Below are 21183 nucleotides of genomic sequence, written 5' to 3' on the forward strand. Positions count from 1 at the left end.
GTAAAGCTACGCTACCATCGCTAAAATGCATATTCCGAATTTCATAAGGAGATTATACATTATATGTTCGAATGAATGCCTAAAAAAAATAAGAAAAATTTATAACTAATCTATTAACAAAATGGTAGTATTAGATTGATTTATTTATTTTGAAAAGAATGAAAGGGATATCTTATGAAAAAATGGGTTAGAGCAAATTATCAGCCAGCTATGCCACTTTACGGTGATACAAGGGTTACAGCCGGCACTGAACATATTGAGTTGTCAAAAAATGCCGCTCTTGAAGGAATGGTACTCTTAAAGAACGAAAAGGGAGCTTTGCCGTTATCAAAGGGCAAGAAGGTAGCTCTTTTTGGAAAAGGAACCTTTGATTATGTAAAAGGTGGTGGCGGAAGCGGCGATGTTTACACCAAATATATTCATAACATCTATGATGGCTTCAAAATCCTTGGAGTAGATGTATATGAACCAGTCTGTGATTTTTATAAGAAAAATGTGGAAGAACAGTATAAAACTGGATCTGCACCTGGAATGACAGTGGAGCCTGTCTTAGAGGATGAACTCATAAAGGGGGCTAAAGCATATACAGACACAGCGATCATCAGTATCAGTAGATTTTCTGGAGAAGGTTGGGACCGTTCAGATGTAGAATATGACGGAGAATACAATCCTTGGGGCAATGAGGTAAGCATGCCCAAAACAGCAGGAAAAATATTCCCTGAAGGAGATTTTTATCTTACAGAAAACGAGAAAAAGCTGATTAATGCTGTAAAAGAAGCCTTTGCAAATACAATAATTGTGTTAAATACAGGCGGTATTGTAGATACAAAGTGGATAAAGAACGACAGTGCTATAGAAGCAGCTCTTTTAGCTTGGCAAGGTGGAATGGAAGGCGGATTAGCTGCTGCTGAGGTTCTTATGGGATATGTTAATCCATCAGGTAAGCTCCCAGACACATTTGCAGCAGATGTAGGCGACTATCCATCAACAGCAGGGTTCCACGAGTCTCCAGAATATGTTGATTACACAGAAGATATATTTGTGGGTTATAGATATTTTGAAACCCTTTCTGGAGCAAAAAATAAAGTGGTATACCCATTTGGCTATGGCCTTTCTTACACAAACTTTGAAAAAGAGATTATTAAAGTAAAAGAAAAAGGCGATGACATAACTTTTGTTGTTAATGTTACAAATACTGGAAAAGTTAGCGGAAAAGAAGTTGTAGCCATTTATCTTTCAGCACCACAGGGTAAGCTTGGAAAAGCGGCAAAAGTATTAGTTTCTTTTGAAAAGAGCAGACTTATAAAAGTTGGAGAATCCCAGGTAATGGAGCTTTCAGTTAATAAATATCAGTTAGCTTCATATGATGATCTTGGAAAGATAGAGAAATCTTCCTATGTTGTTGAAAAAGGCGATTATAAGTTTTTCCTTGGTGGAAGTGTAGCTGAGGCTGATGAGATTGACTATACATACGCTCAGGATGACGATGAGATATATGAAAAGCTTTCTGAGAAGCTTAATCCCGTGTCATTAAAGAAAAGGCTTCTTGCTGATGGAACCTATGAAGATCTTCCTACAGGTCCAGCTAGAGACAAGGATGAATGCATTTTTGAAAAGATGGTGCCAGGAACAGAAGAGGCAATGGTCCCAGAAGAGAAGGGAAGAGCAAGGTATCTTCTCATGAATCCATATAAAGAAGGTGTTAAGCCTCTTATAGACGTGTTTGATGGCAAAATGTCTGTTGATGAATTTGTAGAGCAGCTTGATGATGAAGATCTTATAGATATTCTTGGTGGTCAGCCTAACAGAGGTGTTGCTAACACATGGGGAATGGGCAATAAGCCTGAATATGGTATTCCAAATGTTATGACTGCTGATGGCCCTGCAGGTGTCAGAATTAATCCGGAATGCGGCGTTGCAACAACAGCTTGGCCATGTGCAACACTTCTTGCTTCTACATGGAACAAAGAGCTGCTGTATGAAATTGGTGTTGCAGGTGGAGAGGAGCTCAAGGAAAACAACCTCCAGATATGGCTTACGCCAGCTGTAAATATTCACAGAAGCCCACTTTGTGGCCGTAACTTTGAATATTATTCAGAAGATCCATATCTTGCTGGAAAACTTGCTGCGCAGATGGTTAAGGGTATTCAATCAAATAACGTAGCATGTAGCGTAAAGCATTTTGCTGCAAATAATAAAGAAACCAACAGAAAACATAGTGATTCAAGAGTTTCAGAGCGTGCGCTTAGAGAAATATACCTTAAGGTATTTGAAATCATCGTTAAGGAAGCTGATCCATGGACAATCATGTCGTCATACAATGTAATAAATGGACAGAGAGCGTCAGAGTCAAAGGATCTTTTAACCGGAATTCTTCGCGATGAATGGGGATTCAAAGGCATGGTAACAAGTGACTGGTGGAATAGATCAGAGCAGTATAAAGAGATTCTTGCAGGTAATGATGTTAAGATGGCAAATGGATACCCAGAAAGAGTAAAAAAAGCTATGGAAATGGGAGCTATTACAAGAGAAGACCTAAAAAGGTGTGCTAAGCGTGTTATTGAGATGATCTTGAAGCTGGATTGATACATTGCAAATAGAACAATCATATCTCGCAATAAAATCGAAATATGGCACATAAATTTCCTGTTATGAATATATATTTTTAAAGCTCCATTATATACAATATTTTCAACAACAGATAACATTGGTTTTTATTTTAGAAAGGATGGTGAGGATCATGTTATCAATGCTGTTTATCATATTTTTCCTTATGATCTTTGGAAGAATGCTTGGCTTTGCAATTAAAGCTACTTGGAGTATCATGAAAGTTTTGGTGTTTCTAGTATTTCTACCACTGATATTGATAGGCTTGTTGATGGGGGGACTTATTTACATCGCATTCCCAATTCTTATCTTGGTTGGAATTGTAAGTTTAATTGCAAAAGTTGTAGTTGCTAGTTGATTTGAAAGGAGAATACAAATATGGAAATCACATTAGAAGCTGTTGAAAAGGTAATGGATCAGACAGGTGTTGAATTCAAGGTTGCAAAAGAAGCGCTTCAGAAAACTGATGGCGATGTTGATGCAGCAATCAAGCTTATTCAGCCAGATATGAAAGATATAGGAGAAGATACAAAGGCTATCATTGATAGACTTAAGAAAAAGGTTGAAGAAGGCAATGTCGATAGAATCCAGATCAAAAAGGATGACGAAGTAGTATTTAGTGTTCCTGTAAATGTAGGAGTTGTTGGTGGAATCCTTGGTTTTGCCGCAGCACCTTGGGCACTTATTGCAGGAGCTGCAGCTGCATTTGGACTTGGTTGTAAGCTTGAAGTTGTAAAAAAAGATGGAACTACGGACGAAGTAAAGTAACCGCTAAAGGAAAATATGAAAAAACAGGTCAGATGGTTTAAAATGTCTGACCTGTTTTTTTTATGTAAGATTATTGTTTTTTTTCATCTACGGAATAAATTGCTTTAAGAATTATTGGCGTCAAAATAGAGCTAACTACGATCAAAAGAATTACCGAAGTAAAATATTTACTATCGATAATCTCGGCCTTAAGCCCCCTTTGAGCAACGATTAGTGCAACTTCACCTCTTGTCATCATTCCAACGCCAATCTTAAGTGCGTCAGAGTTATTGTACTTTAAAAGTTTGGCAACTAATCCGCACCCAATTACTTTTCCCAAAAGACCGACCAAAACAAAAGCCACTGAAAAAGCTAAAATTGAAAGATCTACGGTTCTAAGGTTGGTCTGTAGTCCGACACTTGCAAAGAAAATAGGGCCAAATATCATATATGAACTAATATCCATTTTTCTGTCGATATAAGCAGAATCGTCAAGAGAACTTAGTATAATACCAGCAACATAAGCACCGGTGATATCGGCAACTCCAAAATATTTGTCAGCAACATATGCAAGAACAAAAGCCAGTGCCATTCCTATAATTGGAATTCTACGAGTATGAGGCCATCTGTGAACAAAACGTTGCATGATCTTAAAGATAATAACACCGGCAACAAGTGAAAGTGCAAAGAACGCTACAGTTTTGATGCACACAGCACCAAGATCAGCATTTGGGTCCTTAAGACCAAGAACAGCGGTAAGCACAACGATACCGATTACATCATCGATAATAGCTGCACTCATTATTGTCGTACCTACATCAGTTGATATCTTGCCGAGCTCCTTAAGGGCCGAAACAGTAATGCTAACAGAAGTAGCAGTAAGAATAGTTCCAATAAATACAGCTTCCACAAATGTAGAAGTTCCAGGAGCAGAAAATCCATAAAAGCACATATACATAATTGTTCCGAGAATCAGAGGAAGAGAAACTCCAGCAATAGCAAGTGCTGTAGCCTTTAAGCCAGATTTCTTGAGGTTGTCGATATTGGTTTCAAGACCAGCGCTGAACATTAGGAGTATTACACCAATTTCAGCCATTCCTGACCAAAAATCATTGTCAACAACTATATTAAAAAGAGAGGGTCCAATAAGTAGACCTGCGATAATTTCTCCAGCTACTTGTGGAGCCTTGAGTTTACGGGCAATAAGACCAAATAGCTTAGCGCTTATAACAATGATAGCTAGATTTCTCAATATTTCTAATGTATCCATTTTAAAAATCCTTTCGAATCCTAGTAATTTTCGTGCAACGCCTTAAATTATACTTCCAACTTTTGTTAATAACAAGCGTCAAACTGCAACTTATTTTTCGTAGCAAATGTGTTATAACTGTAAGGTGTGCTTAAGGGCATCAATTTTTGGTTGAAAGGATATACAAAAATGAAAAAGGTATTTGTTATTATGCTTACAGGGCTCATGATAATAGGGACTATGGGTTGTGCAACAGAAAACAAGAATGAATTTGTAGTAGCCGAGCATGAATCTGTAGAAGCTATTTCAGAAGAGTCTTTGGACGAGGTAACTGAAGAGGAATCCACAGAAGTTGTTACGGAGGCTTCTTCAGTTGAATCGACAAATGAAGGAAAAAGAGCCTCTAAAGAGGGCAATGAATTGTTTCAGCAATTTCTCAATGATGAGCTTGAAGTTGATGGAAGTACATTTTCTGAGATATTTGCTGAAGGAATAGATTTTGCTGGGATTCCTAGGGCATATTACATTGATCTTGACGATGATGGAGAAGATGAACTTCTTGTAGATGGCTTTTACTATGGCTGGGAAGTATATGACATTGTTGATGGTGAGATCAAGCATATCGATGGTGGATGCGGAACAGCAGATAATGTTAGTATCAAAAAGGGAAATGGGCATTATTACGTAGCACATACAGACTTCATGCATTCAGGAAGAAGGTTCATGGAGCTTGTAAGGTTTGATGAAAAAGGTGAAGTAATTGAAACCATCTACATTATTGCAATCTATGAAGGACAGGATGACTATGACGAAAACAGTACCTTTTATTATTACGAAGGCGATATAGAGAATGCCTATGATGACGCTAATCTCATAACAATGAAGCAGTATGATGATTACATGGATAGTTATGTTTCTCTAGAAGAATCGGAATTTAAATCAGCATGGGAAGAATAAAAGTCATATAAATAGGATACGCCTCGAAGAGCAGTGCTCCTCGGGGCGTATTTATTAGGATTATAATTGGTTGTTTTTGAAAAAAGTAATTAGATATCAGCTACTATGTCGATGTTCTCGCCTGTGATTCCAATCCAAGCGCCGTTCTTGGCTTCTGATGATTCAGCATGAGCAAGGAGCCACTTATTTGTAGCTGTCATTAGCTTATCTTCTTGATTGACAGGTGTGAAGCTAGGCATTCCTACGTTTGTGCCTTTTGGGAGACCAACAAGAACCTGGAAACCAGAATCTTTGCTAGCCTGACATGGAGCATAGTGAAGCGCTGTAGCGTACACCTCGATCATTGTTCCTTTAGGGCAAAGGAAAGCCTTAACTTTGCTGGAATCTATCTTGTGATCTACAATCTCTTCTCTTTTCGCAAGAAGAAGGATAAAGTCTGTAGCACCGAGATTGATTTCGCTTGAACGATGATATTCAAGACAGTTAAGTTTTGTGTTGTGACCATTGCACCATCCAAACTGCATTGGTGAGCCGCCAAAAAGAGAGTTAGCGATTCTGTCAGCTGCTGGAAGCTCCTGAAGAACCTTTTCCTCAGCTACATAGTCTGTTCCCTCTGGGATTGGAGTTTTATCTCTTAATGCTTCTTCAATCTGCTTTTTTTCTTCTTCGTAGCCTTCAATGATTCTTCCATAGTTTGTAAACTCTGGATCTGTTACTTTTAATATTTTCATTTTGCCCTCCTATAATAGTCAAAATACATTCTCTGATCTTAATGATACATCTTGTAGATGATCATTTCTTATCATTATGTAGCGAAAACAGTTCAAATATTGCTGAGAGTTATTTCAAATATTGCTTGGCTATATAGTAGGAGATATTAAATCTTCTAAATCCTGAGAATTTTTTGCTGTCTATATAAATTTCAGAATCTCTGGAATAATGAGCAGTTTTAAAGGCAGTCAGTAGTTCTTCATTATCTACAATTGCAGGAACAGCATCGTAAGATAAATTGTAGCAAATGTAACTTTTGACTGAGTCGTAATCATCAATCTGTTCTTCTGCAGCAGCAAGATCATAGCGGGCAATTTGATAATCTGGGTTGCTATAAATGAAGGCTAAAAATGCGAGGGTGATCGCTACCATGCAAGCTCTGAATACAGGAAAATTCTTGACGTACATGCTTGCAATAAGGAACGCGAGCCAAAAGCACAAAACTACGAGGAACCATAGAACAAAGAGTCTAAGGAATGTTAAATGATATACTTCAACGTAAAGGATCATTCTCATGGCAGATGAAGCGATCATTATATATGTGCAGGTTGCAATTAGGGTCAAAAGAATCTTCAACACCTTGGATTTGCTGAAAAATGCCTGGCAGATTGAGACCATTATAATGTTTAAGATACATACTGCAAGAAGCTGGTAAAAGCCTTCGTGGGCATATTCTGCGTATGTATATCCCTCAGGAAGAGCTATGCTTCCGCTAAAGAGATAGAGAAGCTGAATAGCGCAAAATAAAATATAAACAAGTCCTATAATGCTAGTAAATGTGATGGCTATTACTGGATTTGTTGTACCTTCACCTTTAACTTTGATTCTAAGCTCTTTTAAAACCATGGAAGTAATAATGGTATATGCGCTCCAAAATCCCAAAAGGGCTGTCAGAAACATCATGATTCCGTGATATACGTCTTCAGATATATCAAAGTCAAACTTGATGTTTGAAAGGAAGTTTTCAAAAACAAGGTCAGCAGAGCACAGTAGTGGAATAATAATTATCAAAAGTGGAATGGCGATAGCAATACCAAGGAACACTGCTGTAATTGTTTTTTTCTTCTCGTTATCGACAATTTTTCCATTAGTTATTTTGTAAGCCTTATGATCTGAGATAGGACGAGCAAGGTGTTCAAGTGGCTTGAAAATGGCACACAACAAGCTTAAAAACCATGCGCCAATATCAAAACCTGTTGTATCAACATACAGATAGACGATAAAGCTAAAGAATAAAAGAAAAATGGCAAGCCTCTCTAAAAATTCGAGAGCAGAGCTGGTTGTCATGCATCTGTGTATAGAAAGAAGCATCAAAGAAACAACATAAAATACTCCTAAACCTTTTTTACCATGGCAATCTGCTAATAATGAAAATCCATCTTTAGCTCTAAACAGCTTGAGAATGATAAGAGCTCCAGCCATAAATATAGGATATGTAATGCTCGCGTGATTATTGTACAAGCAAAATCCGTATACTAAGCCAAATACAAGAGATAATAATCCGTACTTTTTAAAATGCTCAGCATTTCCTGTAGGTGCAGATGTAGGTGGCATAGGTGTAACGTTGTTGAATTGAGGTGCCTGTGCACTAGAACCATTATTGTACTGTGGCATTTGATTATTGTTGGTTTCCATACTTATTCCTCCTGATCATCAACATATTCTAGGATATCTCCCGGTTGACAATCCAAAGCTTTACATATTGCATCAAGGGTCTCTAAACGAACCGCTTTTGCTTTGTTGTTTTTTAAAATAGATAGATTAGCCAAGGTAATTCCTACTTTACCGGCTAGCTCAGTTAGTCCTATTTTCCGTTTTGCCATCATGACATCTAAATTTATCACTATCATATCTCTACCTACTCCATTAAATGGTCAAATCATTTTCCTGCTTGTATCTCACAGCCTTATCAAATACTCTTGCCAGAACCTTGCTAAATAGCCCAGCGAAAAGAAATACACCCGCAATTACAATGGCTGAAGGAGTGAAATATACAAAGCATCTAAGGAGCTTTATCACAGTTACTACAAATGCGTAGGTACCCATACGATATAAGCTTTTAACATTAGCATCAACAAAACAGTCATCGTCTATAACAGTCTTCATCATCTTGCGAAGCTCATACAAGATCAGAAGTGCTGCGATTCCAACAAGCATTATCGAAACAACTGCATACCAATAATGGTCGTTGATCGCGGCATATTCCGTTGTTTCCCCCAACACTTGTAACGCAAGCTGTACGGCGTGTTTTAATAGAAAAGGAACGGCGATGACTGCCACAAGGCCAATATAAAAACAAAAATCTAAGATGGCTTTAACGAAATTATTTAGTTTGCTATCCATGTTAACCTCCAAGTACTTGTATATTGTCTTTATAACATGGATTTTTTTGATTTGCAATATAAATTTATTGTAAATCAATAAATATTTTTTGAATCACAAAAAGAACCATAAAAAAATGAAACACCTTTTGGTGTTTCATTAAGCATAATTGAAAAGACATTTATTTGTTACGTTGTCATCGAGAAGATAGCGATGTTTAATCTATCAATTCTAGAAAGATAAGTTTTATTGGTCGGTATATGAATAAACCTCTTTTTTTGCGTTACTATAATTTATTCCAGCACGCTTAAACAGTTCAGTGATCGTCACAAATTCGTATCCCAGCCTTTTGAGCTCTGGGATAATAGTATCCAAGGCTTCAACAGTAGCGTCATTACCTTCTAGATCGTGAAGCAGTACTACAGCACCATCTTTTGCGCCTTCAATAGCTTTTTTGGCGCGCTCTGCAGCTCCAACTTCAGGAACCCAATCATCACAGCCATAGCCACTTATAAAGATAAGTGGAATTGATTCCATCATTAGATTATTTACATATATGTAAGGTGGTCTAAAAAAAGTTGGTTCCTTACCTGAAATGGCAACTATTCTTCTGGTTGTTTCATCTATTTCAGCTTTTATTGTATCAGCGTCAAAAGTTCTCATGTCAGAGTGAGTAAGAGAGTGGTTTTGTATATCACATCCATAATCCAGCTCCTCCTTCACGATATCTTCCCTTCCAGGAATACAGTCACCAATAAGAAAAAAGCTTCCTATAACACCGTATTTCTTGAGCTTATCAAGAACCTTTCTTGTTGTAGTATCAGATGGACCATCATCAAAAGTAAGTGCAATGTATTTTTTATCGCTCATGGTCAAAAAGCCTCCTTACATCGAGTTATATAAACTATATAACTGTATTAAGACAAAATCTACTTAAAAAAACATCTTCTATTATCAAAAAATGGCAATGTCAGGGGAGCCTTTCTTACTATACAGAATATGAAAAGCTGTTTCTCCGCTTAAAATCTTGAATACATGGTATGCAGCTTATATAATGCTAGAAGGATAGTCAATATTATAAGTAATCAGGCCGCGGTTTTTGTGTAACATCAGGAGGATAGACATATGAGAATAGTATTTGTAAGACACGGGGAACCCAACTATGAAAAGAACTGCTTGACCGAAACAGGTATTGTTCAGGCTAAGCTTGCTGCTGATAGGCTAAAGGAAGAAGGAATAGAAGAAATATGGTCATCTCCTTACGGAAGAGCAATGGAAACCGCAGAAGCTACCGCTAAAGTCTTAGGACTACCAATTAAGACACTTGATTTTATGAAAGAGCTCGATTGGGGTGGAATAAATGACGTTCCAATCTTTTCAGATGGACATCCTTGGGATATAGCTGATGAAATGGCAAAACGTGGAATGGATCTAAATGATGATAATTGGGAAAAAAATGAGTTTTTTGCTCAAAACAGGGTTGTAAATTCAGTTCATCAAGTAGAAAAAGGCATTGATGAATGGCTTTCAGAACTAGGATATGATAGACACGGCCTTTACTACGATCATAAAATTGCTGAGGATGGACACAAAACAGTGGCATTATTTAGTCATGGAGGCTCATCAAGCGCGGCACTTGCGCATATTTTGAATCTTACATTTCCATACATGTGCGCTCTTTTACATACAGATTTCACAGGCATTACCGTCGTACGTATGGATAAAAAGTCTGGTATCGGTTCAATGCCATGTCTAGAGATTGCAAGTGATTCAAGACATATTCAGAAATGACAAGTAACAGGAAAAATAAATGATAACATGGATAATTGCCACTATTGCAGCTTTTTTTATCAAAGGACTATGCGGCTTTGCGAATACGTTGGTTTTTAACAGCATTTTGGCTTATGGAAATAACAATATAAATGTTTCTCCAGTCGAATTACTACTAGGTTACCCTACAAATATCGTAATGACTATAAGAGAACGAAGGTCGATCAAAATATCCGTCTTTATTCCAACGGCGATATTGGTGATTGCAGGTAGTATACCAGGAGTTTTTTTACTAAAAAATCTGGATGCCGTTATCGTTAAGATCATCTTTGGAATTGTTGTCATACTGATCGGCCTAGAAATGCTCATAAGAGAATACTCCAATAGAAAAGCAAAGGGATCTAAAGCACTTCTAACTGCTATAGGATTATTGTCTGGTCTTTTATGCGGGCTTTATGGAATAGGTGCATTGCTTGGAGCTTATATCAGTCGCGTGTCAGATGATACAAAAGAGTTTAAGGCCAACATATGCGCAGTTTTCATTGTAGAAAACACCTTTAGGATTTTTTTATATGCATTGACCGGCATAATGACCTTGGAAGTGATAAAAAATGTCATTCTTCTTTTTCCATTTATGATACTTGGACTGTTTTTAGGAATAAAATTAAGTAGTATATTAGATGATAAGGTAATCAAAAAAATAGTAATTGTCATGCTGATTATTTCAGGAATAGCCTTGATCATCAACAATCTATGACAATTATTTAAAAACAAGTGTTATTCCACGTTCTTTCACACTAAAAGAAATGGGGGTCATATCTATGTTTGAAGACAAGGAACTATACGTTAAAGAATTGAAGCCATACCTTTATCTTCTGGATGAGAACCACGAGGCAAGCGCATTTGTAGTAATTGGGGAAAAGAAAGCGTGCCTCATCGACACGATGATGGGGTATCATGATTACAAGAAAGTCATAAGTGAAATTACGGATAAGCCTGTAATGGTCATTAATACTCATGGTCATCCCGATCATATCTACGGAAATATCTTCTTTGACGAAGCATATATCAATCCAAAAGACATACCAATGACAGAAATGTTTGTAAATGCCCCTGCGTTTGCTGAACCATGCAAGGCTATGGGTATATCAATGCCTCCATTTAAAGAAATAAAAGGCGGAGACATTGTTGATCTTGGAGGAAAAACGCTTGAAATCTATGATCTTCCAGGTCATACATATGGGGGAATTCTTCTTTTGCTAAAGGAAGATAGAATCCTTTTTACCGGAGATTCGATCAATCATCATTTATGGATGCAAACACCTGGCGGGGTATCTCTTACAGACTGTGTAAAATCCATTGATAACGTACTTTTCCTAGAAAAAGAAGCTGATCTGATCTTACACGGACATGCAAGAGATTATGATGACATCTCACTTATGAGATGTGTAAGAGATGGAATACAAGAGATCATTGATGGTAAAACTCAAAATGATAAACCATATGAATGGTTCGGAGGAGTGTGCAAGCAGCATGCATTTAAAGTGCTAGAAGGCAAGCATTATCAGCAGGATGACCATGTGATCGTATATCAAGAAAATAATATTTAAACTCTAAAGACCGGCTTCTGAATAAAAGTCGGTCTATTTAGCTTATTGTGCTATAATCATAAACAATTATTAGTAAACTAAGTAGCATTACATGAAGGTGAGTAGAATGAAAAAAGTTATCATAAGTGGGGGAGTCTTAATAGCTTGCTTGATAATAGGTATAGCTTCTATACTTCTTTTAAATAATAAATTAGCTGATGATAATGATATAAGCGCAGAAGTGATAAGTGTCGAGGATATTTCCGATATAAGTGAAGCATCTACAACTTCTACTACAATAGCAGAGACAAGCTCGGAGGCTAGCACAGAGGCAAGCTCAATTAGTAATATATCTGTTACAGAAGCAAGTTCAAGCGATCCTCAAGCTGCAAATACTGAAGAAACTGGTGAAAAAATAAACCTTTCAGACCTTGTTAATGCTAGTAGTGTAGGCGAGAATTCTTCAGTTACATATGGAATTGACGTATCACGCTTTCAAGGAACTATCGACTGGGCTCAGGTAGCTTCCAGCGGCGTCGAATTTGCGATGATAAGAGTTGGTTATAGAGATTCATCAACTGGTGAAATCAAGGCAGACACAAATGCAAAATACAACATGCAAGAAGCTGAAAAGAACGGAATAAAGATTGGAGCATACTTCTTTTCAACAGCAGTTACTACCGATGAAGCAAAAGAAGAGGCGAACTGGGTTGCAAGTTATATTGCACAGTACCCCATTACCTATCCAGTAGGGTATAACTGTGAAGGCTTTGAAAATACATCCAGCAGACAGTATAGTCTCACGCAGGATGAGCGTAGCAACATAGCAATAGCTTTCTTAGAGCAGATCTATAATGCTGGATATACACCAATCTTCTACGCTTCAAGAAATGAATTGTCAGAAAACGCCAAGTGGAATACGTCTCAGATAGAAAAGAAATATAAGATTTGGATGGCCTGGTACAATCAGGATACTTCAAACATAGCAAAAGGCCCATCCTACGGTGGTCAATGCGCTATGTGGCAATATACCAACAACGGAAGCGTAGCAGGAATCAGCAAACCTGTTGATGTGGATGTAGCCTATTTTGGTTACAATGGCACAGAATCAGCAAAAGACACATCTGAAAGAGAAACCGCTTCTGCCGACGTTGAAGCACTAATGAAATTTGATCCTGTAGATGAGACCGTTACAGCAAAAAACACCACTAATTTGCGAGACAAGCCAAGTCAGGGAAGTGATAGTACAGTAAAAGTAACGTTGCAAAATGGTCAAACTGCTCAGAGAACAGGGATTAGCTCCAGCGGTTGGTCGAGAGTTGTATATGAAGGTAATACATATTACGCTGTATCAAGCTTTTTGACCACAGATCTAAGTGCACCAAAACAGGAATCACCTCAGTCTGCGCAGCAGACTTCTGATAATTCAGGTTTCAAAACAAAGTTTACTGATTGTAACGAGACCGTTACTGCAAAAGATGTAGTAAATCTTAGAAATAAGCCAAGTGTAACTGACGCAGATTCATCTGTCGTGGCTACACTTAGTGCAGGTGACACGGCAATCAGGACTGGAATTAATAATGAATATGGCTGGTCTCGCGTAGAATATAATGGCCAGACGCTATATTGTGTAAGTAGCTATTTAAAAGTTGTTGAATGATTATTGGGGAATAATCAAAAGACTAAGGGGAAATGACATCTAAGGAGATATGTAAATGACTGCAGAAGAATTGTGGAAAGAATATTGCTTCAATAAAAATATCGATATAAATACACCTTATGAAGCATGGGCTTTTGGGGATGATCCTGATGGACTTGCGCAACTTGTTCTTGAAGGAAAAAAGTTTGGAACAGCAAGTTTGTACGATGCATATGTAATTGAAGATGCTCTCGATGAGATTCCCAAAACAGGTGACTATAGTGTCATATTAAATGCAAATGATGAGGCGTTATGCGTGATCAGAGATTATGACGTGTATGTCAGACGTTTTGGAGATGTCTCCCCTTTTCACGCATATTCAGAAGGAGAAGGAGACCGATCCTTAAACTATTGGAGAGATGTCCACCAAAGATTTTTTGAAGAAGAGCTAAGTGAATATGAAGACACAAACCTTACGATCGATCCAGAAACAAGGATAATCTGTGAAAAATTCTGTGTTGAATATATTCCAGGAAAAGAGCTTGATGATGACCTGATCTATATAGAACCCACCATGGAACTAGCCGACAAAATAGCAGCGTACAAGCAGGAAATGCTAGATGCAGGTTCAAGTTTTGATGGTTGCTTCTCTATGAAAAGGCATGACGAAATAAAAGATTATGTTGATGACTGCATTAACTGGGCAAATCCTAGACGAGAAGCTGATGGACATGGAGCTTGGGGGAATGTTATCTTTGCACTTCGCAAATCTGATAACAGAATTGTAGGATGCATGCAGGTTCACAATGTTCTTTCCGAAAGAATGGAGAAATTCACGGGACATGTAGGATATTCTGTAAGGCCTTCAGAAAGAAGAAAAGGTTATGCCAAGAAAATGCTTGCTAAGGCATGTGACTTCCTTTCAATCTTTGGATTTGACGAAATAAATGTCAGCTGCCTTCCAGAAAACGAAGCCAGCAGAAAAACCATCCTTGCTAATGGGGGCGAATATATAGAAACCGTCTTCTTGGAATGTGATGGAGTTAATCTTGAGAGATATAAAATAAGACTTAAATGATCAATTGATCGCAACACCGGACTATTTTACTTTGTCCGGTGTTTTTTATTCGCAATATCTGAAGCTTAAGTGCTATAAAGTGATAAGCATAAACAAAAAGCCTAGCTTATACTTACTCAAAAGACATTATGAAAGAAGACATCGCGTTATGAAAAGTAAATTACTGATTGGGTTAGTAACACTGGGAATAATATTGACTGGTTGTGGAAAAAGCTCTATTTCTGCCGATGAAGGAAGTTCTATAGCCTCATCTACGGCAACTGAATATGAACCTGGGATAGAAGAGGCCATTGCCTTGGAACAATCCTACACAGAGGAAGCCTCAGAAGAAGCCTCTCAAAGCACCTCATCAGAAGAGCAACATGCAGAAGTAGGTGATATTGTCCTTCCAAAATATACAGCCATGAGAACTGATGAAAAAGGTGGCACAATAGAGCATATCACTTACACAGCGCATGATTACGCAGGTGATGGCAGCGAATATACCAAAGAGGCCAATGTTTATCTTCCAGCTGGGTATAGCACAGATAAAAAATATAACGTAATGATCATCCTCCACGGAATCGGCGGAGACGAGAACGAGTGGGGCCTTAATAAATCAACTTCAAGAGTTAAAGCAATCATGGACAACCTCGCTTACTATGGCGATATTGAACCATTTATCGTAGTTGCTGCCAACGGCCGCGCAGGGAAAGTTGGAGGCAAAGAAGGCTCTGGAATAAATTCTTTTTACCTCTTTGGTCAAGAGCTCAGAAATGATCTGATTCCATATATTGACTCTCATTACAGTACCTATGCTGACTATTCTGAAGGATATGACCTCTCGGAAGCTAGAGAGCATCGCGCGATTGCAGGTCTTTCAATGGGTGGAATGCAGACTATTAACATAGGAATGGGAGAATGCATAGACATATTCGGCTATTTTGGAGCTTTTTCCGCTGCACCTACAAGTAATACTGCTTCAAAAACAGCATCTATCCTCAAAGATAATGAATATCCTATATATTATTTCTATAACATCTGCGGTCTTCAAGATAAGGTTGCTTATCCAAGTGCATCAGCTGCAGCAAAAAACCTCCCTCAGCTCTGCGACCAATTTGTAGATGGGGAGAATTTCATGTGGCAGGAGATTGCCGGAAATCACGATTTTAGAATTTGGTATCTTGGATTTTACAATTTTGCTCAGCTAGTGTTTAATAAGTAGTGCAAATATTTAGCTGAACAAAATTGGAGTATAAGTTTTTTAATGAATATCTTAAATGTAGAAAATGTATCTAAAACATACATGGCAAAGTCTGTCCTTAACGATATTTCTGTAGGAATTAATGACACCGACAAGATTGGCGTAGTAGGCACCAATGGAACTGGAAAATCCACGTTGCTTTCAATAATTGCAGGAGTTGTGGAACCAGACGCGGGCCAAGTTGTTATCAGTAACGGTCTTAGAATCTCATATCTTCCTCAGAATCCTGAATTTGATATGAATAAGACACTTTTGGAAAATATTACAGAAAAAATCTACGCCGGTAATGATCACTGGGACAAAATGGGGGAAATAAAGGCGAATCTAGCTAAATTTGGTATCGATGACCCTGAATGTAACCCTTCAATATTATCCGGTGGCCAAAAGAAAAGAGCTGCTTTAGTTGCAGCGATAATGACACCATCAGATCTTTTGATCCTGGATGAACCTACAAATCACTTGGATTCTGATATGATAGAGTGGCTTGAAGACTTTTTGCAGCACTTTAGAGGTGCACTTCTTATGATCACTCATGACAGATATTTCCTAGATGAAGTGACAAATCAGATTCTTGAAATAGACAAAGGATCTGCGTATCGTTATGAATCCAATTATTCAGGCTTTCTAGAGCTCAAACAGCAGCGCCTGGACTACGAACAAGCTGCCGAAAGAAAAGCCCAGTCTCTTTACAGAAAAGACCTCGCCTGGATGCTGAGAGGAGCCAGGGCCCGTTCTACCAAGCAGAAGGCACATATCCAAAGATTCGAAGAACTCCGCGACAGACAACGGCCTGAAGAGGAAAGACAGGTTCAGCTTAGCTCACTTCCTAGCCGAATGGGCAATAAGACCATTATCATTGACGGAATTTCTAAGTCCTACGAGGACAAAGTTCTTTTTGCGAACTTTTCCTATACCTTTAACAAGCTTGATAGGATTGGGATCATAGGTCCTAATGGTTGCGGCAAATCGACACTTATGAAATGTATTATTGGCCAAATTTTGCCAGATACAGGATCTATCGAAATAGGCCAAACTATCAAGATTGGCTTCTTTGGACAAGAGAATGAGGCCCTTGATGAAAATAAAAGAGTCATTGACTATATCAAGGACACTGCTGAATTTATAAGAACTTCAGAAGGCCTTGTTTCAGCTTCCGTCATGTGCGAAAGATTCCTCTTTAGCCCTGACATGCAATATGCACCTATTTCAAAACTTTCTGGAGGGGAAAAGAGAAGATTATACCTCTTGAGAGTGCTTATGGAGCAACCAAACGTCATAATCCTGGACGAGCCAACCAACGATCTGGATATTCAAACCTTACGTATTTTAGAGGATTACCTCGACGGCTTTGCAGGAATAATCATAACTGTAAGTCATGACAGGTATTTCCTTGATAGGGTAGTAACAAGGATATTCGCTTTTGAACCAGACGGCTCACTATACCAGAGTGAAGGCGGCTATTCAGACTACGTAGTTCATAAAAAAGCTACCGAAACAGTTAATGATAAGGCCCCTGGCAGCAAAAATGCCACATCACAGGCACAGACTGATGATACATGTGGCAAAGGAAAATATCGTACTCCACGTGAAAAGACTAAGCTTTCTTATAACGAGCAAAAGGAATATGACAATATCGAATCTGAAATTGAAAAATTAGAAGAGCGAAGCGCCCAGCTGGAAGCAGCCATAACTGAAGCTGCCACGGATTATCCAAAGCTCGTTTCTTTAACCAAAGAAAAAGATGAGGTTGACGCTGAAATTGAGCGCAAAATGGACCGATACGTTGAGCTTCAGGAAATGGTGGACAGCTTCCAGAATGGGAAATAACTTATTTTATTGATCCTGCATTGGTTTTATCTACCGGTGAAAAAGGCACCCAAACATACTTACAGTCAGGTGTTACATACTCTACATCCTTGATCGTACCTTTTTTTGCAAGAGCGATAGCTGCTTCAACGCATGCTGCGCCTTGTCCGGAAGCAGACTGATAAACAGTGAACTGCATGCCACCATCAAGAATAGACTGGCATCCATCCGCAGTTGCATCAATACCTACAACAGGTATCTTGGCTGTATCAATTCCCAGTTCCTGCATTGCCTGAACAACACCAAGAGCCATGGAATCATTGTTACATATAACACAATCATAAGGCTGTTTGGTTCTTAAGAAAATTTTGAACCCTTCAGCCGCTTTTTCTGTATCCCAATAAGCAGTGTCATTAAATACGTAAGTTGCATCTATGCCGTTATCTTTAAAGTATTTTTTTACCGCCTTGGTTCTGTTGATAGCTGCAGGATGTCCGGGCTGCCCCTGGAAAATTACGACATTTATTGAACTTGGTTTTCCAAGCTTGTTCCATACATACTCTGCCTGCATCATTCCTGCGTCAATTTCATAACTTCCAACATAAATATATTTATCCGCACTAAGATGTTCCTCATCGGGCTGAGAGTTTGTGAATATGATAGGAACTTCCCCTGCAGCAATTTCAAGCTGTAGAGCTGTGTCGGTATCTACCGGATTGCAGATGATCGCACTGTATCCTTTAGTTGAAGCTTCTCGAATCTGCTCAACCTGTTCGTCAGCGGTAGCACACGGAGCCCCAAGATCAACAGTTACTCCGGTTCTAGAGCCTGCTTCAACAACAGAATTCATAACGAGCTCCTTGAAGTCATCCAGGACAATTGTTGAGAAAAAAACTTTGACCCCAGAGCCATCTATAGAAGCGCCACCAGCATTTGTAGAAGCATTTCCACATCCTGCTACGGTAAAGGTGGTCACTATAGCAAGCATTGCTATACTGATTATTTTATTAAATATAGTATTCTTCACAATAAGACCTCCTCTTAAATCTTAAACTGTTGAACATGGGAAGAAAGAGTGTCAGATGTATTAGCAAGTTCGTGGGAATTGTTAGCTACATCTTCACTGTTTTTAGAAATAGTCTTGGCCTGTTCAACCATGTTCTGTGAGGTTGCCAGTATTTCATCAGCGCTTGCTGCCTGTTCCTCGGAAATAGCAGCAACGTTGGTTGCTACGTCATCTACCTTCTGAACATCTTGTATCATTTCTTCTATGCAGTCATTGGAAGCTTGAATGTTTTCATAAATCTGATCAAAAGTTTGAACTGCAATACTTATAAGTTCGCTGTTTTCTTCGATACTCTCAGCACTGGCATTTGCCTGTCCCACTGCTTCATCGATAAGTCTGTGCACTTCTTCAATGAGGTTTGAAATATTTGTTGCGCTTTCTGAGCTTGTCTGGGCAAGTTTTCCAATCTGAGTAGCAACTACAGCGAAACCTTTTCCTGCTTCTCCGGCGCGAGCAGCTTCGATAGAAGCATTGAGTGAGAGAAGATTGGTCTCTTCTGCAATTTCAGCGATCATACTTACAATATTTGTAATTTCTTCTGAGGCTGTTCCAACTTCATTGATTGCATCTACAAGCTTGCCGTTAGCAACCTGTATGCCCTCCATAGCATTGGAAAGCTTTTCCATATCCTCGCGACCTTTCTGCGAAATCTTCACTGTTTCCTTCATGGCATCGTCAGCCTTGTGAGAATTATCACGTGTGTCGGCAACAACAGCTGCAAGTGTTGTCGCATTATTAGCAATATCGCCTACAGCAATAGCCAGCTGATCTACAGTCTCATTTAACTGCTGCATTGCTTCAGCCTGTGACTGTGACGCTTCGTACATATCCTTTGATACAGAATCGGAATTCTCGGACTCCTGTTTGAGCTTCTTAGATTGCTCACTGATACTCGAGATCATATTTCTCATACTTTCAACAAATTCTGCAATTCTACCGCTCATTACGCCAATTTCATCATTACTTTCCTGCTGGACATCTATTGTAAAGTCGCCTTCACTCATGGCACGAATACTATTGGTAATTCCTGCCAAAGGAGCTACGACTTTGCTTACAACAAAGATAATAAGGATAATAATGACAATAACAGATATGGTTCCTGCAATAACCAGATAATTAGTAAGCTCCTGTATGCTTGCCATTATGACATCTTCTGCAATATATGAGACAAGAACCCAGTCTGTACCTTTGATTTCCTTGAACGCTACTACATAGGATCCAATTTCTCTTGTGCTATATTCTCCATCCTTGATAGCCTGAGCTACGCTACTTAGGAGCGCGTCACTGCTGTCAGTGCTCAGAGTTGTAGAAACAAGGGAAGAATCTCTGTGCGCAAGTATAGTGTTATCGTTTGTATCAACAAGGAAAGAACTGGCCTTCTCCATCTTTACTCCGGAGTTAACAATAATACTGATCTTATCAAGCGTAACATCCGCAGCGATAACCTTTATGGAATCATCGCCATAATTAATTATGGCAGATGCGCTGACAACGTTCTTACCTTCTGCATTTTTATAGGCAGTTCCATATTGCATATTTGCCCTGCTAAGTCCCTGCTTGTACCAGATAGAATTAGTAGGATCTGATTCTTCAAGCTCAGAATTTGTGGGTTTTATAAACTTTCCATCAGATGTAGCAATATGAAGTCCTTCAGGGGAATTACTGTTGAAACCATAGTAGGAATTAAGAATAATCTGAAGCTGTTCATCATCCGGATTTAAGCCCTCAATACCTTGCTTCGCTGTTTTGAAAAATTCAAGATTTTCATTCAACCAGGATTCGATGTTATTCGTCTGATTGGAAATAGAAGAGTTGAGGTTTGAAGTAGCAAGATCAGTCATGCGTCTTTTAGACATAGTAGTTGCAATAATAACAAGTACTGCAATCATGATCACTACTATAGGAACAATGTAAATAAGCAGTTTGTTTCTAATCTTCCCGCTCCTGCGGATTATGGTACTTTTTTTACTCATAATGAGCTCCTTAATAAAAGTATAGAGAAAAAAACACAGCCATCTACTATTAAATTTAGCACATTAGCAAACGTAAATCTGTATTTTTGTTATTAAATTTTCATTAACCATTTGATTAAAATTCTTCCTGTCAGATTAACCTAAAACAGTAAAATATACATATACGAGAAAGCTCACAACCATGGGCTTTCTTTTTTTTCACATTTTACATTACTCTCCATTTAGGTTAAATTTTTAAAGCTAAAAATCGTAAAAAGCCGTACCATTTAAGCTATTTTTGTAAAAAGCCGTAATTTTAAAGATAAAAGTGTAAAAAGCCGAATATGAGTGCCAAGGATATAATTATGCCGATAATATTATCGTTAT

Annotated in this window: 19 protein-coding genes; 11 read left to right on the forward strand and 8 right to left on the reverse strand. The window is 38.4% G+C overall.

Annotation, left to right across the window (positions count from 1 at the left end; genetic code table 11):
* Positions 1 to 174: 174 nt before the first annotated feature.
* The 3 genes from bhn_RS00310 (at position 175) to bhn_RS00320 (ending at position 3375) form a co-directional block, all read left to right on the forward strand.
* Positions 175 to 2586: a glycoside hydrolase family 3 protein gene (locus bhn_RS00310; RefSeq protein ID WP_071174835.1), complete on the forward strand. Its 2412-nt coding sequence runs from the start codon at positions 175 to 177 to the stop codon at positions 2584 to 2586.
* Positions 2587 to 2740: 154 nt separating this feature from the next.
* Positions 2741 to 2965 carry a hypothetical protein gene (locus tag bhn_RS00315; protein ID WP_071174836.1) on the forward strand — a complete coding sequence of 75 codons (225 nt, stop codon included), beginning with the start codon at positions 2741 to 2743 and terminating at the stop codon, positions 2963 to 2965.
* A 20-nt stretch (positions 2966 to 2985) separates the two neighbouring features.
* The gene (locus bhn_RS00320; protein WP_071174837.1) at positions 2986 to 3375 is read left to right on the forward strand and encodes a DUF4342 domain-containing protein; all 390 of its coding nucleotides are present in this window, start codon (positions 2986 to 2988) and stop codon (positions 3373 to 3375) included.
* A gap of 70 nt (positions 3376 to 3445) precedes the next feature.
* Here the strand turns inward: bhn_RS00320 and bhn_RS00325 are convergent, their stop codons facing one another.
* Positions 3446 to 4624 carry a cation:proton antiporter gene (locus bhn_RS00325; protein WP_071174838.1) on the reverse strand — a complete coding sequence of 393 codons (1179 nt, stop codon included), beginning with the start codon at positions 4622 to 4624 and terminating at the stop codon, positions 3446 to 3448.
* A 168-nt stretch (positions 4625 to 4792) separates the two neighbouring features.
* Between bhn_RS00325 and bhn_RS00330 the strand changes: the two genes are divergently transcribed.
* Positions 4793 to 5560, forward strand: a complete 768-nt coding sequence (locus bhn_RS00330) for a hypothetical protein (RefSeq protein ID WP_071174839.1) — start codon at positions 4793 to 4795, stop codon at positions 5558 to 5560.
* An 89-nt stretch (positions 5561 to 5649) separates the two neighbouring features.
* Here bhn_RS00330 and bhn_RS00335 read toward each other — a convergent pair whose 3' ends face one another.
* The 5 genes from bhn_RS00335 to bhn_RS00355 all read right to left on the reverse strand — a co-directional run bounded on the left by bhn_RS00335 (position 5650) and on the right by bhn_RS00355 (position 9523).
* On the reverse strand, positions 5650 to 6291 hold the full coding sequence (locus tag bhn_RS00335; RefSeq protein ID WP_071174840.1) for a DUF4867 family protein: 642 nt from the start codon (positions 6289 to 6291) through the stop codon (positions 5650 to 5652).
* A 109-nt stretch (positions 6292 to 6400) separates the two neighbouring features.
* Positions 6401 to 7966 (reverse strand): DUF4153 domain-containing protein, encoded by a 1566-nt coding sequence (locus bhn_RS00340; RefSeq protein ID WP_071174841.1) that lies wholly within the window; start codon positions 7964 to 7966, stop codon positions 6401 to 6403.
* A gap of 2 nt (positions 7967 to 7968) precedes the next feature.
* A complete protein-coding gene (locus tag bhn_RS00345) occupies positions 7969 to 8181 on the reverse strand; it encodes a helix-turn-helix domain-containing protein (protein WP_071174842.1) in 213 nt (70 codons plus the stop codon).
* Positions 8182 to 8197: 16 nt separating this feature from the next.
* Entirely contained in the window at positions 8198 to 8674 is a 477-nt protein-coding gene (locus tag bhn_RS00350) for a DUF2975 domain-containing protein (RefSeq protein WP_071174843.1), read from the reverse strand.
* 225 nt (positions 8675 to 8899) lie between these two features.
* Positions 8900 to 9523 (reverse strand): polysaccharide deacetylase family protein, encoded by a 624-nt coding sequence (locus tag bhn_RS00355; protein ID WP_071174844.1) that lies wholly within the window; start codon positions 9521 to 9523, stop codon positions 8900 to 8902.
* A gap of 255 nt (positions 9524 to 9778) precedes the next feature.
* Here bhn_RS00355 and bhn_RS00360 point away from each other — a divergent pair, with 255 nt between their 5' ends.
* The 7 genes from bhn_RS00360 to bhn_RS00390 all read left to right on the forward strand — a co-directional run bounded on the left by bhn_RS00360 (position 9779) and on the right by bhn_RS00390 (position 17799).
* On the forward strand, positions 9779 to 10444 hold the full coding sequence (locus bhn_RS00360; protein WP_071174845.1) for a histidine phosphatase family protein: 666 nt from the start codon (positions 9779 to 9781) through the stop codon (positions 10442 to 10444).
* A 19-nt stretch (positions 10445 to 10463) separates the two neighbouring features.
* Complete coding sequence (locus tag bhn_RS00365) at positions 10464 to 11180, forward strand: sulfite exporter TauE/SafE family protein (protein WP_071174846.1); 717 nt, start codon at positions 10464 to 10466, stop codon at positions 11178 to 11180.
* Between the two features lie 64 nt (positions 11181 to 11244).
* On the forward strand, positions 11245 to 12033 hold the full coding sequence (locus bhn_RS00370) for an MBL fold metallo-hydrolase (RefSeq protein ID WP_071174847.1): 789 nt from the start codon (positions 11245 to 11247) through the stop codon (positions 12031 to 12033).
* 106 nt (positions 12034 to 12139) lie between these two features.
* Positions 12140 to 13672, forward strand: coding sequence for a GH25 family lysozyme (locus tag bhn_RS00375; protein WP_083385577.1), 1533 nt, complete (start codon positions 12140 to 12142; stop codon positions 13670 to 13672).
* 55 nt (positions 13673 to 13727) lie between these two features.
* On the forward strand, positions 13728 to 14729 hold the full coding sequence (locus bhn_RS15330) for a GNAT family N-acetyltransferase (RefSeq protein ID WP_083385580.1): 1002 nt from the start codon (positions 13728 to 13730) through the stop codon (positions 14727 to 14729).
* A 148-nt stretch (positions 14730 to 14877) separates the two neighbouring features.
* Positions 14878 to 15933, forward strand: a complete 1056-nt coding sequence (locus bhn_RS00385; RefSeq protein ID WP_083385582.1) for an alpha/beta hydrolase — start codon at positions 14878 to 14880, stop codon at positions 15931 to 15933.
* A 42-nt stretch (positions 15934 to 15975) separates the two neighbouring features.
* A complete protein-coding gene (locus tag bhn_RS00390; RefSeq protein ID WP_071174850.1) occupies positions 15976 to 17799 on the forward strand; it encodes an ABC-F family ATP-binding cassette domain-containing protein in 1824 nt (607 codons plus the stop codon).
* Between the two features lies 1 nt (position 17800).
* Here the strand turns inward: bhn_RS00390 and bhn_RS00395 are convergent, their stop codons facing one another.
* Both bhn_RS00395 and bhn_RS00400 read right to left on the reverse strand, forming a co-directional pair.
* Entirely contained in the window at positions 17801 to 18805 is a 1005-nt protein-coding gene (locus tag bhn_RS00395; RefSeq protein WP_083385585.1) for a substrate-binding domain-containing protein, read from the reverse strand.
* A 14-nt stretch (positions 18806 to 18819) separates the two neighbouring features.
* Positions 18820 to 20817 carry a methyl-accepting chemotaxis protein gene (locus bhn_RS00400; protein WP_071174851.1) on the reverse strand — a complete coding sequence of 666 codons (1998 nt, stop codon included), beginning with the start codon at positions 20815 to 20817 and terminating at the stop codon, positions 18820 to 18822.
* Positions 20818 to 21183 lie beyond the last annotated feature (366 nt).

The organism is Butyrivibrio hungatei (genome assembly GCF_001858005.1).
In the GTDB taxonomy this organism is placed as follows: Bacteria; Bacillota; Clostridia; order Lachnospirales; family Lachnospiraceae; genus Butyrivibrio; species Butyrivibrio hungatei.

Coding starts and splice junctions, on each gene's coding strand:
- bhn_RS00370 (WP_071174847.1), top strand. CDS start 11,245: ATGTTTGAAGACAAGGAACTATACGTTAAAGAATTGAAGCCATACCTT.
- bhn_RS00365 (WP_071174846.1), top strand. CDS start 10,464: ATGATAACATGGATAATTGCCACTATTGCAGCTTTTTTTATCAAAGGA.
- bhn_RS00320 (WP_071174837.1), top strand. CDS start 2,986: ATGGAAATCACATTAGAAGCTGTTGAAAAGGTAATGGATCAGACAGGT.
- bhn_RS00325 (WP_071174838.1), bottom strand. CDS start 4,624: ATGGATACATTAGAAATATTGAGAAATCTAGCTATCATTGTTATAAGC.
- bhn_RS00375 (WP_083385577.1), top strand. CDS start 12,140: ATGAAAAAAGTTATCATAAGTGGGGGAGTCTTAATAGCTTGCTTGATA.
- bhn_RS00345 (WP_071174842.1), bottom strand. CDS start 8,181: ATGATAGTGATAAATTTAGATGTCATGATGGCAAAACGGAAAATAGGA.
- bhn_RS00390 (WP_071174850.1), top strand. CDS start 15,976: ATGAATATCTTAAATGTAGAAAATGTATCTAAAACATACATGGCAAAG.
- bhn_RS00400 (WP_071174851.1), bottom strand. CDS start 20,817: ATGAGTAAAAAAAGTACCATAATCCGCAGGAGCGGGAAGATTAGAAAC.
- bhn_RS00310 (WP_071174835.1), top strand. CDS start 175: ATGAAAAAATGGGTTAGAGCAAATTATCAGCCAGCTATGCCACTTTAC.
- bhn_RS00335 (WP_071174840.1), bottom strand. CDS start 6,291: ATGAAAATATTAAAAGTAACAGATCCAGAGTTTACAAACTATGGAAGA.
- bhn_RS00340 (WP_071174841.1), bottom strand. CDS start 7,966: ATGGAAACCAACAATAATCAAATGCCACAGTACAATAATGGTTCTAGT.
- bhn_RS00385 (WP_083385582.1), top strand. CDS start 14,878: ATGAAAAGTAAATTACTGATTGGGTTAGTAACACTGGGAATAATATTG.
- bhn_RS00315 (WP_071174836.1), top strand. CDS start 2,741: ATGTTATCAATGCTGTTTATCATATTTTTCCTTATGATCTTTGGAAGA.
- bhn_RS15330 (WP_083385580.1), top strand. CDS start 13,728: ATGACTGCAGAAGAATTGTGGAAAGAATATTGCTTCAATAAAAATATC.
- bhn_RS00360 (WP_071174845.1), top strand. CDS start 9,779: ATGAGAATAGTATTTGTAAGACACGGGGAACCCAACTATGAAAAGAAC.
- bhn_RS00350 (WP_071174843.1), bottom strand. CDS start 8,674: ATGGATAGCAAACTAAATAATTTCGTTAAAGCCATCTTAGATTTTTGT.
- bhn_RS00330 (WP_071174839.1), top strand. CDS start 4,793: ATGAAAAAGGTATTTGTTATTATGCTTACAGGGCTCATGATAATAGGG.
- bhn_RS00355 (WP_071174844.1), bottom strand. CDS start 9,523: ATGAGCGATAAAAAATACATTGCACTTACTTTTGATGATGGTCCATCT.